Here is a 15,154-nt window from a genome sequence, read left to right as displayed (position 1 = left end):
GCTCCACCGGCGGCGAGTGCTCAGGATTCGGCGAGCACCCCGCCGATCCAGGTCAGCGCCATCGCCAGCGAGGTCGCCCCCGGGTCGGGGGTGCCGACGCTGCGCTCGGCCAGCGGCCGGGCGCGGCCGGTGCGGGGGCGCAGCTCGGCGGTCCCCGCCGCGGTCTCGGTCGCGACCTCGGCAGCCCGCTGCCAGGCCCGCGCCACGCCCGACCCCGACCCGGCGGCCTCGCGCAGCGCATCGACGAACGGCACCAGCGCGTCCACCAGCGTCTTGTCCCCGAGCTCGGCCCGGCCGAGCCGCTGCACCGAGGCCAGCGCCGCCGCCGCGCCGGAGGTCACGTCATCGGCCGTCACCGCGCGGTCGGCAGGCAGCAGGTCGCCGAAGGAGCGCAGCGCGGCGCCCCACAGCGCACCCGAGGTACCGCCGGCCTTGCTCGCCCAGGCATCCCCGGCCGCGAGCAGGACGGCCGCCGGGCCGACCCCCCGCGCGGCTTCCTCGGTCGCCGCCTCCGCCGCCGCCGCACTGCCCTTGGTCATGCCTCGGCCGTGATCGCCGTCGCCCGCGATCGCGTCCATCCGGCCGAGCTCGTCCTCCGCGTCGCGGAGCCGCTCGGCGACCACGTCCAGCGCGCGCACCACGAGCGCGGCGGTCGCCTTCCCCTCGGCCGGGGCCTCGACGACCTCCTGCTCGACCGGCGCGGGCGGTTCGTAGGCCGGTTCGGACCCGTCGGCGACCGGGATGCCCACGTCGCCCTTGCGGTAGGCCGGGGAATCGGCGGGGGCCTGCCACAGCCGCTCCAGCTCCGGGTCCAGCCAGGTGACGGTGAGCGAGCACCCGGCCATGTCCAGGCTGGTCACCAGCTCCCCGACCTCGGGGGCGACGACCTCCACCCCGGCCTCGGCGAGCAGCCGGGACGCGGTGCGCCACACCACGTACAGCTCCTCGTACTTGGTGGCGCCGAGGCCGTTGAGGATGGCGGTGACGCGCGGGCGCTGCCCGGCGTCGGTTGGGGCCTCCGCCAGCACGCCGTCCACCAGGATCGTCGCCAGTTCCGAGGCCGAGGGCAGATCCCGCTCGGAGACGCCCGGCTCACCGTGGATGCCCAGCCCGAGGCCCATCCGGCCCTCCGGCACCTCGAACAGCGGCTCGTCCTGCCCGGGCAGGGTGCAGCCGTCGAAGGCCACGCCCAGGCTCCGGGTCCGGTCGTTGGCGTGCTCGGCGACCCGGACCACCTCGTCGAAGTCGTAGCCCTCCTCGGCGGCGGCCGAGGCGACCTTGAACACCACGAAGTCGCCGACCACGCCGCGCCGCTTGCTCGCCTCCGAGCGCGGCGCGCTGGCCACGTCGTCGGTGACCACCACGTTGTGCGCCCGGACGCCCTCCCGCTCCAGCCGTTCCACGGCGAGGCCGAAGTGCATGTTGTCGCCCTGGTAGTTGCCGAACGAGAACACCACCCCGGCGCCGTTGTCGGCCGCCCGCGCGACGGAGTAGGCGTCCTGCGCCGACGGCGAGGTGAAGATGTTGCCGATGACCGCGCCATCGGCGAAGCCCGGTCCCACCACCCCGCAGAACGCCGGGTAGTGCCCGGAACCGCCGCCGGTGACCACGGCGACCTTGCCGCGCCGGGGTCGGCGGGACCGCACCACGCCGCCCGGGACCTGCCGGACGTGGTCGGGGTGGGCGGCGACGAAGCCGGCCACCATGTCCTCGGTGAACGTCGCCGGGTCGTCGTACAAGCGCGTCATCGCACTGCTCCTCGTACAGGGTTCATCGCGGCCTCGGTGGTTGCCGGACGGGCGGTCCTCAGTCGGTCGGGCGCTGCCGCCACAGCGGGCGGGCGCGGTCGATGGAGTCCAGGTACTCGCGGTAACCCCGCTCGTAGAACTCGACCGCGCTCGGGTGCGGCTGCACCACCCGCCGGGCCTGCGCCCAGCGCTGCCGGTCCACGGGTTCGCCCAGCGAGTCCCAGGCGGTCATGGCCGCGCCCCGCGCCCCGACGCCCTCCTCGTGCGGCACGTGCAGCGGACGACCGAGCACGTCGGCGAAGATCTGGCTCCACGCAGCCGACCGGGCACCGCCGCCGCACGCCGAGACCTCACCGGTGAGCCCGGCGGTCTCCAGGTTGTGCCGGGCGGCGTAGGCCACCGCCTCGCACATGGCGCGCACCAGGTCGGCCGGGGTGGTCTCCAGCGACAGCCCGGTGAACTGGCCCCGCGCGTAGGGCTCGACGAACGGGGCGCGCTCGCCGGAGTTGGACAGGAAGGACAGCGCCGAGACCCCGCCCGCACCCGGTCGGCTGCCGCCCAGCAGCGGTTCCAGTTCCTCGATGCCCGCGCCGACGGTGCGCAGCACCCAGTCCAGGTTGGCGGTGCCGACCATCGCGGGCATCACGCTGAGGTAGCGCTGCGGCTGCGGGGTGGCCAGCCACATCCCGGCGGCCTCGCCGTCGGGGTCGAAGTCGACCTCGTCGCGCAGCACCTGGCAGCCCAGCGTGGTGCCGATGACCAGGGTGCCGTCGCCGGGTTCCCGGATGCCCGCGCCGAAGGCGCACGCGGGAAGGTCGAACGGTCCGGCCGAGACCGGCAGCCCGCTGGGCAGCCCGAGCTGCTTGGCGGCGCGCCCGCTGAGCGCGAACAACTTGCCCAGCGGCGCCGGATCGGCCAGCAGCTCCCGGTACCCGGACAGGCCCGCCGCCGCGATCGCCCGCTCCGAGTACGCGCGGGCGGCGACGTCCAGGAACGGCAGCGAGGCGTCGGAGGCGTCCACCGTGATCTCCCCGGTGAAGCGCTGCACGATCGCGTCCACGCAGTACCCGGCCACGGCGGCTCGCCGCAACCGGTCGGGGTCGTGCTCGGCGAGGTGGGCCAGCAGCGGACCGGCCGAGCCGGAGAACATCCCGGAGCCGGTCAGCCGGTAGACCTGCCGCAGCACCCCGGTCTCCGCCCAGCGGTCCATCACCCCGGAGGCCCGCGCGTCCAGCCAGGACAGCGCGGGACCGACCTGGTCGCCCTGCTCGTCGCGCAGCCAGAGGCCGTCGCCCTGGCCGGTGATGGCCAGCGCCTCGATCGGCTGCCGCTCGCGCTCGGCCTCGGTCACGACCTGCCGCACCACGCGCACCACCGAGTCGACGACCTCGTCGAGGTCCTGCTCGACCCGGCCACCGGGGGCGCGGCGCAGCGTGCTGCGCACGCTGTGGGTGACCATCGCCGAACCTTCCCGGTCCAGCAGCGACGCCTTGGTCACCGACGTCCCGACGTCGACTCCGATGATCATGGCCGCAGACCCTCGATCCGGTCCAGCACCTCCGGGTTGGCCACGAAGCGGGGCCGCCGGCCGTCCAGGTACCGGGCCACTTCGCCCGCGACGATGTCGGCGGCGCGGTGCGCGGTCTGCCGGGTGGCCCCGGCCAGGTGCGGCGTGGTGATCACGTTCGGCGCGTCGAACAGCGGCCAGTCCCGCGGCGGCGGCTCGATGTCGTAGACGTCCACCGCCAGGGCGCCGAGCTTGCCGGACTTGAGCAGCTCCGGCAGCGGCGCGTAGTCCAGCAGCCCGCCCCGCGCGGAGTTGATCAGCGCGGCGCCCTCGGGCAGCAGCTTGAGGTTCTCGGCGTTGAGCAGGTGGTGGGTGTCCTCGGTCAGCCGGGCGTGCAGGCTGACCACCGAGCTGCGGCGCAGCAGGTCCTCCAGGCCGACGAGCTCGACCCCGTCGCGGCGGACGTCCTCGGGGTCGGCGAACGGGTCGGACACCAGCACGTGCGCGCCGAAGGCGGACAGCACCCGGGCCACGATCCGGCCGATCGCGCCGTAGCCGACGAGGCCGGCGGTGGAGCCCTCCAGCTCGATGCCCGCGTTCTCGTAGGCGTAGTAGTCGCCGCGCCAGTTGCCCGCCTTGAGCTCGGCGTCGGAGCCGGGGATGCGGCGCAGCGCGGCCAGGATCAGGCCGACGGCGAACTCGGCGGCGGCCGCGGCGTTGCGCCCCGGGGCGTAGCTGACGATCACGCCGTGGTCGGTCGCGGCCTCGAGGTCGACGTTGACCGGGCCGCCCCGGCAGACGCCGACGAACTTCAGGTCGGGGGCGGCGGCGAGCACCTCGGCGGTGAACGGCGCCATCTGGGTGGCCACGATCTCGGCCCCGCCGAGCGCGTCGAGCAACTGCTGCTCGGTGCCGCTGGCCTCCTGGACGTTGCCGACCGGGCCGAACGGCTCCACCGGCCACGGCAGCCGCAGGGTGCTGAAGTCCAGGTCGTGCGCGCCCGCGCTGCGGCGCAGGGCGTCGACGAACACCTGCGGTGCGACGAAGTGGTCGCCCGCGGCGAGAACACTGGTCATGACGACTCCTTTGTCTGTCGTGGGGTCAGCGGCCGACCGGCTCGACGAGCTCGCCCAGCAACCGCTCGCGCACGTCGTCGAGGTCGGCGGCGACGTAGGCGGCACCGGCGAGGGCGTCCTCGGCGGGCGGGTAGTCGGAGTTGGGGATGGCCACCACGGTCATCCCGGCCGCCGCGGCGGCCCGCAACCCGTTGCTCGAGTCCTCCACGGCCAGGCAGGCCGCTGCCTCCTGCCCCAGCTTGCCAGCCGCCGCCAGGTACACGTCCGGGCTCGGCTTTCCCTTGGGGACCTCGGCGCTGGAGACGGTCGCGGTGAACCGCTCGGTGAGCCCGTGGCGGTCCAGCACCGCGTCGATGAGCCGACGCGGCGCCGAGGAGGCCAGCGCGATCGAAGCCCGGTCGGAGACCTCGACGACCATCCGCTCGGCGCCGGCGAGCAGTTCGATCTCACCGCCGTCGAGGGCGCCGATCATGCCGTCGACGACCTCGCGCTCGGTCTCGGCCGCGGTCTTGCCGGTACCGCTGAAGCGGGCCAGGAAGGAGGCCCACTCGGGAGCGCTCATGCCCTGGACCTGCCGGGTCTGCTCCCCCGTCCAGGTCGTGCCGTGGTCGGCCGCGAACCGGGCCCACATCCGTTCCCACAGGTGCTCGCTCTCGACCAGAACGCCGTCCATGTCGAACACCACGGCGCGGTGGACGCCGGTCGGCCCCTCGGGCTGGGTCATGCTCACTACCTCCCGCGAATCACGTCTGAGCGTCAAATTAACACGAGGATAGTTAATTGTCACCGTTGGTGTGATAGTTCGCCGATCCGCCGCTCCGGGCCCCGCTCCGCGGCGCGGAGCAGGCAAGATTGACCGCATGGCGTCCGCACCGAAGAAGCAATCGCCCCGCCTGCTGCGGCAGCAGAAGATCATCGACCACGTGGTCGCCCAGGGGTTCGCCAGCGCGGCGGAGCTCTCCGCGCTGACCGGGGTCAGCCTGATGACGGTGCACCGGGACCTCGACGACCTGGCCACCCGGGGCCTGCTGCGCAAGTACCACGGCGGGGTGTCGGCCCAGCCCTCCACGGTGTTCGAGAGCAGCTCGGACTTCCGGCTGCACACCCACACCGCGGAGAAGGACGCGCTGGCCCGGGACGCGGTCCGGTTCATCCACCCCGGCATGTCGGTGATGCTGGACGACTCCACCACGGCGCTGGCGCTGGCCCGGCTGCTGCCCGACGTGGGCCCGCTGACCGTGGTGACCAACTACCGGCAGGTCGTCGACGCGCTGCGCGAGGTCCCCGACATCCGCCTGATCGGCCTGGGCGGGGAGTACTCCCGCACCCACGACTCCTACCTCGGGCTGCCCTGCCAGGAGATGGTGCGCTCGTTCTCGGTGGACATCGCGTTCCTGTCCACCTCGGCGATGAACGCCCGCCTGACCTTCCACCAGGAGCAGGAGATCGTGCTGGTCAAGCGGGCGATGATGGACACCGCGGCGACCAGGGTGCTGATGATGGACGCCAGCAAGGTCGGCCGCGCGGCGCTGCACCAGTTCGCCCCGGTGGACTCCTTCCACCACGTGCTGCTGGCGGGCGAGCTGGACGCCGAGCTCGTCGAGGCCATGCGCGAGCACACCGACGTCCGGCTCGCGGCGGTGGAGTGAGGTTCCCTCCATCACAGCGATGCGCTCGTTATTAACATGGGTGTTGAGATTTTTATCTAGACGTATGAGGATGGTGCGCACGTAAGCGAGGGCGGAGGCCGTTGCACCACGCCCCTGCACCAGCACCTCAACGTGGAGGTTTGGCGTGTCTACAGCCACTCCTGCGGGATCGACATCCCTGCTCGACCGATGGGGCCTGCCCAAAGCGCTGGTCTACGGCTACATCGGCGTTCTGCTGTTCATGATCGGCGATGGGGTCGAATCGGGCTTCATCGCGCCGTACATGGCCGACCACGGCGCGGGCACCGACGTCCGCGCCGGCTACGTCATCACCGTCTACGGCATCGCCGTGATGATCGCCTCGTGGTTCTCCGGCGCCCTGTCCGACGTGTGGGGCCCGCGCCGGGTGATGTTCCTCGGCTTCGCCATCTGGGCCGTGTTCAACGTGCTCTACCTGGTGTTCGCCCTGGGCACCGAGAACTACGTCCTGATGATGGTCTTCTACGGGCTGCGCGGATTCGGCTACCCGCTGTTCGCCTTCGGCTTCCTGGTGTGGATCACCGCCACGGCGCCCACCCCACGGCTCGGCGCGGCCGTCGGCTGGTTCTACTTCGCCTTCACCGGTGGCCTGCCCACCCTGGGCTCGCTGTGGTCGAGCTTCACCATCCCGTTCCTGGGCCAGTACGGCACCCTGTGGTCGGCCATGGTCCTGATCCTGGCCGGTGGCGCGTTCGCCCTGCTCGGCGTCAAGGAGCGCACCGGCTACCAGCGGCTCATCCCGGCCGACGTGACGCTCGGCGAGAGCCTGCGCAACAGCGTGTCGATCATGTGGACCCACCCGCGGGTGCTGGTCGGCTGCCTGGTGCGCATCATCAACACCACCCCGCAGTTCGGGATGCTGGTGTTCCTGCCGCGGATCTTCTCCGACGACATCGGCTTCGGCGAGAGCAAGTGGTTGCAGCTCCTCGCGATCATCTACGGCACCAACATCGTGTTCAACCTGATCTTCGGCGCCCTCAGCGACCGGATCGGGTGGCGCACCACCATCGCCACCTTCGGCGGGCTGGGCTGCGCGGTCAGCGTGACGCTGCTGTACTTCATCCCGACCGCGCTGGGCCCGGACTACTACTGGGCCGCGGTGCTGGTGGGCATGTTCTTCGGTGCGACGCTGGCCGGGTTCGTCCCGATCTCGGCGCTGATCCCGTCGATGGCCCCGACCAACAAGGGCGGCGCGATGGCGCTGCTGAACCTGGGCGCCGGCGGCGCGACCTTCGTCGGCCCGGCCATCGCGAGCCTGTTCTTCCCGCTGGTCGGCGCGGGCGGCGTGACGCTCATCTTCGCCGCGCTGTACGTCGTCGCCATCGGGCTGACCATGCTGCTCAAGCTGCCCCAGGACGCGGAGGCCGCGATCGCCCGCGGCGACACCCTGCAACAGGCGGCTGCCAAGAGCTGACGGTCCCCGACGCCGCCCGCACCCGACCGGTGCGGGCGGCGTCGTGTTCGGCGCCCCACCTGCCTGCTCGCCGGGCCGCGCGGTTTGGCAGGCTGCCGGACATGCCCGCAGCGTCCTTCCCCCGCCGAAGCGCCCGCACGCAGGGATTCACCCTGGGCGCGCCTCGTGACCTCACCACCGCAGGTGACGGTTCCGCCGTGTTCTTCCTGCGGTCGGCGAGCGGCACCGACCGCAGCAACGCGCTGTGGGCGCTGGACGTCGCCACCGGCTCGGAGCGGCTGCTCGCCGACCCCGCGACCCTCCAGGAGCAGGAGCAGGTGTCGGCGGAGGAGCAGGCGCGCCGGGAACGCGCCCGGGAACGCGCGGGCGGCATCACCGGCTACGCCACCGACCGCACCGGCGCCCTGATCACCTTCGCGCTCGCCGGGCGGCTGTTCGTCACCGCCACCGGCACCGGCACCACCCGCGAACTGGCCGTGCCGGGCCCGGTCGCCGATCCCCGGCTCGACGCCGACGGGCGGCAGGTCGCCTACCTCGCCGCCGGAGCGCTGCGGGTGATCGCCGTGGACGGCACCGGCGACCGGCCGCTCGCCGAGCCCGACGGGTCCGACGTGACCTGGGGCGCCGCCGAGTTCATCGCCGCCGAGGAGATGTCGCGCCACCGCGGCCACTGGTGGAGCCCGGACGGGGCGGCGGTGCTGGCCGCCCGGGTCGACGAGTCCCCCGTGGGGCACCTGCACCTCGGCGACCCGGCCGAGCCCACCCGGCAGCCGACCGTCCTGCGCTACCCCTTCGCGGGCACCCCGAACGCCGACGTCGGGCTGGCCGTGCTCGGGCTCGACGGCGGGCGCACCGACGTGCGTTGGGACCGCAGCGCCTTCCCGTACCTGGTCAACGCGCACTGGTCGGACCGGGGCCGACCGCTGATCGCGGTGCAGAGCCGCGACCAGCGCACCCAGCTCGTGCTGGCCATCGACCCGGCGACCGGCGCCACCGAGGAGCTGCACCGCGACGAGGACCCGCACTGGGTGGACATCAAGACCGGGGTGCCGGCCTGGACCCCGCGCGGCGAGCTGGTGCGCGTCGAGGCCGCGGCGGGCAGCTACCGGCTCGTCGTCGGCGACCGGCCCTGGACCTCCGCACCCCTGCAGGTCCGGTCGGTCCTCGACGTCGGCGAGGACGACGTCCTGGTCTCCACCTCCGGGGACGACCCGGCCGAGGTCCACCTGCACCGGGTCACCGCCGCCGGCGCGGAGCCGCTGACCACCGCCGCCGGCGTGCACGGCGGCACCCGCGGCGGCGGCCTCCTGGTGGTCACCAGCACCACCCTCGACGAGCCGCACGCGCGGGTCCGGGTCTTCCGCGACGGCGTCCACGTCGCCGAACTCGGTTCCCACGCCGAGGACCACGGGCTGCGGCTCACCGCGGAGCTGCTGCGGCTCGGCGACCGCGAGCTGAGCAGCGCCCTGCTGTTGCCCGCCGACCACGGCCCCGGCGACGGACCGCTGCCGGTGCTGCTGGACCCCTACGGCGGGCCGAAGTCCCAGCGCGTGCTGTCCCGCCAACAGGGCTACCTGACTTCGCAGTGGTTCGCCGACCAGGGCTTCGCGGTGCTGATCACCGACGGGCGCGGGATGAACGGCCGCGGTCCGGAGTGGGAGCGGGCCATCGCCGAGGACCTCGCGGGGCCGGTGCTGCAGGACCAGGTCGACGCGCTGCACGCGCTGGCCGAACGGCGCCCCGAGCTCGTCGACCTCGACCGGGTGGCGATCCGCGGCTGGTCCTTCGGCGGCTACCTCGCCGGGCTCGCCGTGCTGCGCAGGCCGGACGTCTTCCACGCCGCGGTGGTCGGCGCCGGGGTGGTGGACTGGCGGCTCTACGACACCCACTACACGGAGCGCTACCTCGGCGACCCGAACGAGCGGCCCGAGACCTACCGGGCGAATTCGCTGCTCGACGACGCCGCCCGGCTGGACCGGCCGATGCTCGTCGTGCACGGCACCGTCGACGACAACGTCGTCCCGGCGCACGCGCTGCGGCTCTCCGCCGCGCTCACCGCCGCCGCCCGGCCGCACACCGTGCTCCCGCTGCCCGGCGTCAGCCACTTCCCCACCGACGAGGTCACCACCGAGAACCTGCTGCTGATGGAGGTCGACTTCCTCCGCCGCGCCCTGGGCTGAGGCGGCGGTCAGAGGATCTCCAGGGGGACCGGGTTCGCCGGGGGTGGGAAGGCCGCGTCCAGCGCGGCGAGGTCGTCGTCGTCCAGGCGCACGTCCAGCGCGGCCCGGTTCTGCTCGACGTGCTCGGTGGTGGCCGCCTTCGGGATCGCGCAGACGTCCTGCGCCAGGACCCACGCCAACGCGATCTGGGCGGGTGTCGCACCGCGCCGCCGGGCGACGTCGACCAGCTCCGGGCGGTCCAGCAACCGGCCCTGCTCGATCGGCGAGTACGCCATCACCGGCATGCCGCGCTCCCGGCACTGCGGCAGCAGGTCCAGCTCGATGCCGCGCCGGGTCAGGTTGTAGAGGACCTGATCGGTCACCGCCTCCCGGCCGAGCGGGAGGCCGGCGAGCTCGTCGAGGTCCGCCGGGTCGAAGTTGCTCACCCCGAAGGCGCCGATCCGGCCCGCCTCGCGCAGCTCGGCGAACGCCTCCAGGGTCTCCGCCAGCGGCACCCGGCCGCGCCAGTGCAGCAGGTACACGTCGAAGCGGTCGGTGCCGAGCCGGCGCAAGCTGGCCTCGCACGCCTCGACCGCCGCGCGCCGCCCCGCGTTGCCCGGCAGCACCTTGCCGACCAGGAACACCTCGTCGCGCCGGCCCCGGATGGCCTCCCCGACGACCTCCTCGGCCCCGCCCGCGCCGTACATCTCGGCGGTGTCGATCAGGCCGAGCCCGAGGTCGAGGCCGTGGCGCAGCGCGTCGACCTCGGCGCGGCGGGCGTCCGGCCGCTCCCCCATCCCCCAGGTGCCCTGGCCGAGCACCGGCAACATCCGTCCGTCCGGCAGGCGCATCGCGATCCTCCTCCTGGTCAGGTGCGCGGGAGCTCGGCGACCACGTCGAACCCGCCGTCGGCGCGCGTACCGGCGTCCAGGGTCCCGCCGGCCACCCGCACCCGCTCGGCCAGGCCCGCCAGCCCCGAACCGGTGCCGCCGACGTCGACCGCCGGCGCCGCCGGGGGCTCGTTGGCGACCACCACCCGCAGCGCGTCGTCCCGCTCCGCCAGCTCTACCACGACCACCGCCCCCGGCGCGTGCTTCGAGGCGTTCGTCAACGCCTCCTGGACCACCCGGTAGGCCGCTCGTCCGGCGGCCGGGGCGACCGCGTCGTCGGCCACCGCACCCCGCAGCTCGATCGGCAACCCCGCCGCCCGCGCCGACTCGACCAGGCCCGGGACCGCCGACAGCGCCGCCCGGTCCCGGGCGGCCTCACCCAGGCCGAGGGCGCTGCGCACCTCGTCGAGGGCCTGCTTGGCCAGCCCGCGCAACCGGTCCGCCGCCTCGGCGGTCCGGGGGTCCGGTGCGGTGGCGCCGAGCGCGGCGGACTCGACCGCGATCAACGTGACCTGGTGGCCGACCGCGTCGTGGATCTCGCGGGCGATGCGGGACCGCTCCTCGGCGCGGGCCCGCTCCGCGTTGGCCTCCAGCGCCGCGTCGGTGGCCTCCTCCAGCCGGCGCAGGCTCTCCGCGAGCCGCGCGCGCAGCGACACCAGCGCGCCGAGCGCCACCGGCGCCCCGGCCGCCAGCAGCACGAAGGCGACCGTCAGCACCACCGCGCCCGGGGCGAGGGACTGCACGAGCAGCACCGGCGCGAGCGCGGCCACCGACACCAGCAGCACCCACCCGCTCAGCGGGCCGACGCTGGGCCGAGCCCGGCCCAGCGCGAACAGCGCCACGATCGCCGGAGCCCAGCCCAACCCGCCGGCCATCGCGGGCAGGCACACCAGCACCGCCGTCCGCGGCCAGTGCCGCCGCAGCACCAGGCCCGCCGCACCGACCAGCCCCGCGACCAGCGGCCAGACCCGATCCGAGGAGGCGAACCACACCGCGAGCGCGGGCACTCCCACGGCCGGCACCTCGACCAGCAGCCGCGGCCACCCGGTCCTCACCGGACCCCGCCACCGGCCGCCCGCTGCGCGATCAACGCCGCCTGCACCCGGTTCTGCGCGCCGAGCTTGGTCAGCACCGTGGACACGTAGCTCTTCACCGTCGCCTCGGTCAGCCCCAGCCGGTCACCGATGTCGGCGTTGGCCCGGCCGTCCGCGAGCAGCCCCAGGACCTGCTGCTCGCGCGCCGACAGCGCCCGCACCAGGCGGTGCTCGTGGTCGCGGTCGCCCACCGCGCGCAGCTTCGGCAGCAGCCGGGCCGCCACCCTCGGGTCGAGCACCGCACCACCGGCCGCCAGGTCGTGCACCGCGCGGACCAGCACCTGCGGGTCGGCGTCCTTGAGCAGGAAGCCGTGCGCCCCGGACCGCAGCGCACCGGCCACGTAGTCGTCGAGGTCGAAGGTCGTCAGCACCGCCGCCACCGGGGCGTCGGGCAGCGCCGCCAGGTCGCGCAGCGCCTCGATCCCGTCCTTGCCCGGCATCTGCACGTCCACCAGCACGACGTCGGGCCGGTGCGCGCGGACCTCGGACAGCATCTCGTCGGCGGTGCCCGCCTCACCGACCACCCGGACGGTGCCCGCCGTCTCCAGCAGCACCCGCAGGCCGCGCCGCAGCACGGCCTCGTCGTCGGCGAGCACCACCCGAACCGGTTCGGCGGCGGTGCCCGCGCCGTCGTCGATTCGCACTCCCAGCCCCCTCCCCCAGAGGTCCGGCCGCAGATCGTCGGGACGCGGCGACCGCGAGGTGGACCGGATCACCTCCGGCCGTGCTTGTCCTTCCGGCGTTCCCGCACCCGCACCGAGATCCGCACCGGGCTGCCGGTGAAGTCGAAGGCCTCGCGCAGCTTGCGCTCCAGGAACCGGCGGTACCCGGCCTCCAGGAAACCGGTCGTGAACAGCACGAACGTCGGCGGCCGGCTCTGCGCCTGGGTGGCGAACAGGACCTTCGGCTGCTTGCCGCCGCGCACCGGCGGCGGTTGGGCCGCGACCAGGTCGGACAGCCACGAGTTGAGCTGACCGGTCGGGATCCGGGTGTCCCAGGAATCCAGCGCGGTGCGCAGCAGCGGCGCCGTCTTGGCCACCGCGCGACCGGTCAGTGCCGAGACGTTGACCCGCTCCGCCCAGCGGACCCGCACCAGGTCCCGGTCGATCTCCTTCTCGAGCTGGCGCCGCCGGTCGCCGTCGACCAGGTCCCACTTGTTGTAGGCGATGACCAGGGCGCGCCCCGCCTCGACCACCATCGTCAGCACCCGCAGGTCCTGCTCGGTGAGCGGTTCGGAGCCGTCGATGAGCACGATCGCCACCTCGGCGGCCTCGATCGCCGCCTTGGTGCGCAGCGACGCGTAGTACTCGGTGCCGCTGGCGGTCTTGACCCGCTTGCGCAACCCGGCGGTGTCGACGAACCGCCACACCTCGCCGTCCAGCTCGACCAGTGAGTCCACCGGGTCCACGGTGGTGCCCGCGACCGAGTCCACCACCGCGCGGTCCTCACCGGTCAGCCGGTTCAGCAGGCTGGACTTGCCGACGTTGGGCTTGCCCACCAGCGCGACCCGTCGCGGACCGGCACCCCGGCCGGTCTGCTCGCGCGGGGTCGCCGGGAACGCCTCCAGCACCGCGTCCAGCAGGTCACCGGACCCGGTGCCGTGCAACGCGCTGATCGGCATCGGCTCGCCCAGCCCGAGCGACCACAGCGAGTGCACCTCGGAGGCCATCCGCTGGTCGTCGACCTTGTTCGCGGCCACCAGCACGGGACGCTTCGAGCGGCGCAGCACCCGCGCCACCGCCTCCTCGGTCGCGGTGGCGCCCACCCGGGCGTCGACCACCAGCAGCACCGCGTCGGCGGCCTCCATCGCCCGCTCCGCCTGCGCCGCCACGGCGCCCTGCAGGCCCTTGGCGTCGGGCTCCCAGCCACCGGTGTCGAGCACGGTGAACTCGCGGCCGTTCCACAGCGCCTCGTAGGCGATGCGGTCCCGGGTCACCCCGGGAACGTCCTGCACGACGGCTTCGCGGCGGCCCAGCAGCCGGTTCACCAGCGTGGACTTGCCCACGTTCGGGCGGCCCACGACGGCGAGCACGGGCTTGGGCACCGGCGCCGATCCTTCGTCGGTGCTGCCGGTGCCCTCGAACTCGGCCCACTCGGCCTCGTCGGACCAGGTACCGTCCAGTCCCGCGTCATCCAGCGGTTCGTCGGTCACGCCTGCTTCCCTCTCACATCGTCCACGGGTTGATCGGCGATCAGCGCGTCCAGCTCCGCGATCAGATCGACCAGTCCGGTGCGCACCTGCTCGGTCGCCGCCACCAGACCGGCGCGGCCCTTGGCCGACGACAGCGCGATGGGCTCTCCGAAGAGCACGTCGACCCTGGGCATCAGCCTACGGCGCCGCCCGGCGGGACGACCGGTGCCCCGGCACGCCACCGGCAGCAGCACCGCACCGGAGCTGCGCGCCAGCCACGCCGCGCCGTTCTGCGCGGAATCCACCGCACCGGTCCCGCGGGTGCCTTCCGGGAACACGCCCACCAGACCACCGGCGCGCAGCACCCGCAGCGCGGCCAGCAACGGCGCCCGGTCCGCTTCGCCGCGCCGCACCCCGAGCTGGCCGATCTTCCGCAGGAACCAGCCCAGCGGTCCCCGGAACATCTCCGCCTTGATCAGGAAGACGGTGTTGCGCCCGAACATGCCGTACAGCAGCGGGCCGTCCACCAGCGAGGTGTGGTTGGCCACCACCACGACCCCGCCGGTGCGCGGCACGCGGTCGGTGCGGTGCATCCGCACCCGGTAGGGCAGCCGCACGAACAGCCGCGAGATCCACCAACCCAGCCGGTGCGCCCGTTGCGAGGCGCCCTCGGGCAGCGTTCCGCCGTGCCCGCTCACGACGCGGTCCGATCCGCGAGCAGACCGCGCCGCTCCACCAGCTTGTGGAGCTGCTCGATGACCTCGCCCACGCCGAGCTCGGTGGTGTCCAGCTCCACCGCGTCGTCGGCCCGGCGCAGCGGCGACACCGCGCGCCCGGAGTCCAAGGCGTCGCGGCGCTGGACGTCGGCTCGGGTGCTGGCCACGTCGCCCGCCCGGCCCTCGGCGTTGTCCTGGGCGGACCGGCGCAGCGCCCGCGCGTCCGAGGACGCCGTCAGGAACACCTTCAACCCGGCGTCGGGCGCCACCACGGTGCCGATGTCGCGGCCTTCCACGACGATCCCGCCCGGCTGGTCGAGCGCCGCCCGCACCACCGCGCGCTGGTGCTCCACCAGCAGCTCGCGCACCGCCGCGACCGCCGACACCGCCGACACCGCGCCGGTGACCTCCGCGCCGCGGATCTCGGCGGCGACGTCGGTGCCGTCCAGCGCCACCCCGGGGCCCAGCGGGTCGGTGCCCATCACCAGCTCCACCGCGCGCGCCACCCGCTCGACCTCGACGCCGTCGGCCGGATCGACCGCGGCGCGCAGCACCGCCAGCGTCACCGCCCGGTACATCGCGCCGGTGTCCAGGTAGCGGGCCCCCAGCGCGGACGCCAGCTCGCGCGACACCGTGGACTTGCCGGTGCCCGATGGGCCGTCGAGGGCCACCACACCGCGGAGCTGGACCACGTCGCTTTCCTTTCCTCGTCCTGCCGACCAGCTCTCCAT

General features: G+C 74.1%; 13 protein-coding genes. 3 read left to right on the top strand and 10 right to left on the bottom strand.

Annotation, left to right across the window (positions count from 1 at the left end):
- Positions 1-20: 20 nt before the first annotated feature.
- From ACQP0T_RS09820 to ACQP0T_RS09805, 4 genes are read right to left on the bottom strand one after another with little or no spacing between them, the layout of a single operon-like run.
- Positions 21-1,748, bottom strand: a complete 1,728-nt coding sequence (locus ACQP0T_RS09820; protein ID WP_433872364.1) for a dihydroxyacetone kinase family protein — start codon at positions 1,746-1,748, stop codon at positions 21-23.
- Between the two features lie 58 nt (positions 1,749-1,806).
- Entirely contained in the window at positions 1,807-3,276 is a 1,470-nt protein-coding gene (locus ACQP0T_RS09815; RefSeq protein WP_433872363.1) for an FGGY family carbohydrate kinase, read from the bottom strand.
- Complete coding sequence (locus ACQP0T_RS09810; protein ID WP_433872362.1) at positions 3,273-4,331, bottom strand: 2-hydroxyacid dehydrogenase; 1,059 nt, start codon at positions 4,329-4,331, stop codon at positions 3,273-3,275. The genes ACQP0T_RS09815 and ACQP0T_RS09810 overlap by 4 nt, the downstream gene beginning before the upstream one ends.
- Positions 4,332-4,356: 25 nt before the next feature.
- Positions 4,357-5,055, bottom strand: coding sequence for an HAD family hydrolase (locus ACQP0T_RS09805; protein ID WP_345363106.1), 699 nt, complete (start codon positions 5,053-5,055; stop codon positions 4,357-4,359).
- A 136-nt stretch (positions 5,056-5,191) separates the two neighbouring features.
- On the opposite strand from ACQP0T_RS09805, the gene ACQP0T_RS09800 reads away from it, so the two are divergent.
- The 3 genes from ACQP0T_RS09800 (at position 5,192) to ACQP0T_RS09790 (ending at position 9,613) form a co-directional block, all read left to right on the top strand.
- Entirely contained in the window at positions 5,192-5,980 is a 789-nt protein-coding gene (locus ACQP0T_RS09800; RefSeq protein WP_433872360.1) for a DeoR/GlpR family DNA-binding transcription regulator, read from the top strand.
- A 145-nt stretch (positions 5,981-6,125) separates the two neighbouring features.
- Positions 6,126-7,433, top strand: coding sequence for an MFS transporter (locus ACQP0T_RS09795; protein WP_345363102.1), 1,308 nt, complete (start codon positions 6,126-6,128; stop codon positions 7,431-7,433).
- A 101-nt stretch (positions 7,434-7,534) separates the two neighbouring features.
- Complete coding sequence (locus ACQP0T_RS09790) at positions 7,535-9,613, top strand: prolyl oligopeptidase family serine peptidase (protein WP_433872359.1); 2,079 nt, start codon at positions 7,535-7,537, stop codon at positions 9,611-9,613.
- Between the two features lie 8 nt (positions 9,614-9,621).
- On the opposite strand, the gene ACQP0T_RS09785 is transcribed toward ACQP0T_RS09790, so the two are convergent.
- The 6 genes from ACQP0T_RS09785 to cmk all read right to left on the bottom strand — a co-directional run bounded on the left by ACQP0T_RS09785 (position 9,622) and on the right by cmk (position 15,154).
- Positions 9,622-10,443, bottom strand: a complete 822-nt coding sequence (locus ACQP0T_RS09785; RefSeq protein WP_433872357.1) for an aldo/keto reductase — start codon at positions 10,441-10,443, stop codon at positions 9,622-9,624.
- A gap of 17 nt (positions 10,444-10,460) precedes the next feature.
- A complete protein-coding gene (locus ACQP0T_RS09780; protein WP_433872355.1) occupies positions 10,461-11,495 on the bottom strand; it encodes a sensor histidine kinase in 1,035 nt (344 codons plus the stop codon).
- Between the two features lie 38 nt (positions 11,496-11,533).
- The gene (locus ACQP0T_RS09775; protein WP_345363086.1) at positions 11,534-12,220 is read right to left on the bottom strand and encodes a response regulator transcription factor; all 687 of its coding nucleotides are present in this window, start codon (positions 12,218-12,220) and stop codon (positions 11,534-11,536) included.
- Between the two features lie 68 nt (positions 12,221-12,288).
- On the bottom strand, positions 12,289-13,728 hold the full coding sequence (gene der / locus ACQP0T_RS09770) for a ribosome biogenesis GTPase Der (RefSeq protein WP_433872353.1): 1,440 nt from the start codon (positions 13,726-13,728) through the stop codon (positions 12,289-12,291).
- Complete coding sequence (locus tag ACQP0T_RS09765) at positions 13,725-14,405, bottom strand: lysophospholipid acyltransferase family protein (protein WP_433872352.1); 681 nt, start codon at positions 14,403-14,405, stop codon at positions 13,725-13,727. Before ACQP0T_RS09765 ends, der begins: the two co-directional genes overlap by 4 nt.
- Positions 14,402-15,154: a (d)CMP kinase gene (gene cmk / locus ACQP0T_RS09760; protein WP_433872351.1), complete on the bottom strand. Its 753-nt coding sequence runs from the start codon at positions 15,152-15,154 to the stop codon at positions 14,402-14,404. The genes ACQP0T_RS09765 and cmk overlap by 4 nt, the downstream gene beginning before the upstream one ends.

It is taken from the genome of Saccharopolyspora sp. CA-218241 (assembly GCF_050954615.1).
GTDB lineage: Bacteria > Actinomycetota > Actinomycetes > Mycobacteriales > Pseudonocardiaceae > Saccharopolyspora > Saccharopolyspora cebuensis.
The sequence above is the reverse complement of the archived record's forward strand: the minus strand, read 5'-3'. Positions and strand labels throughout refer to the sequence as shown.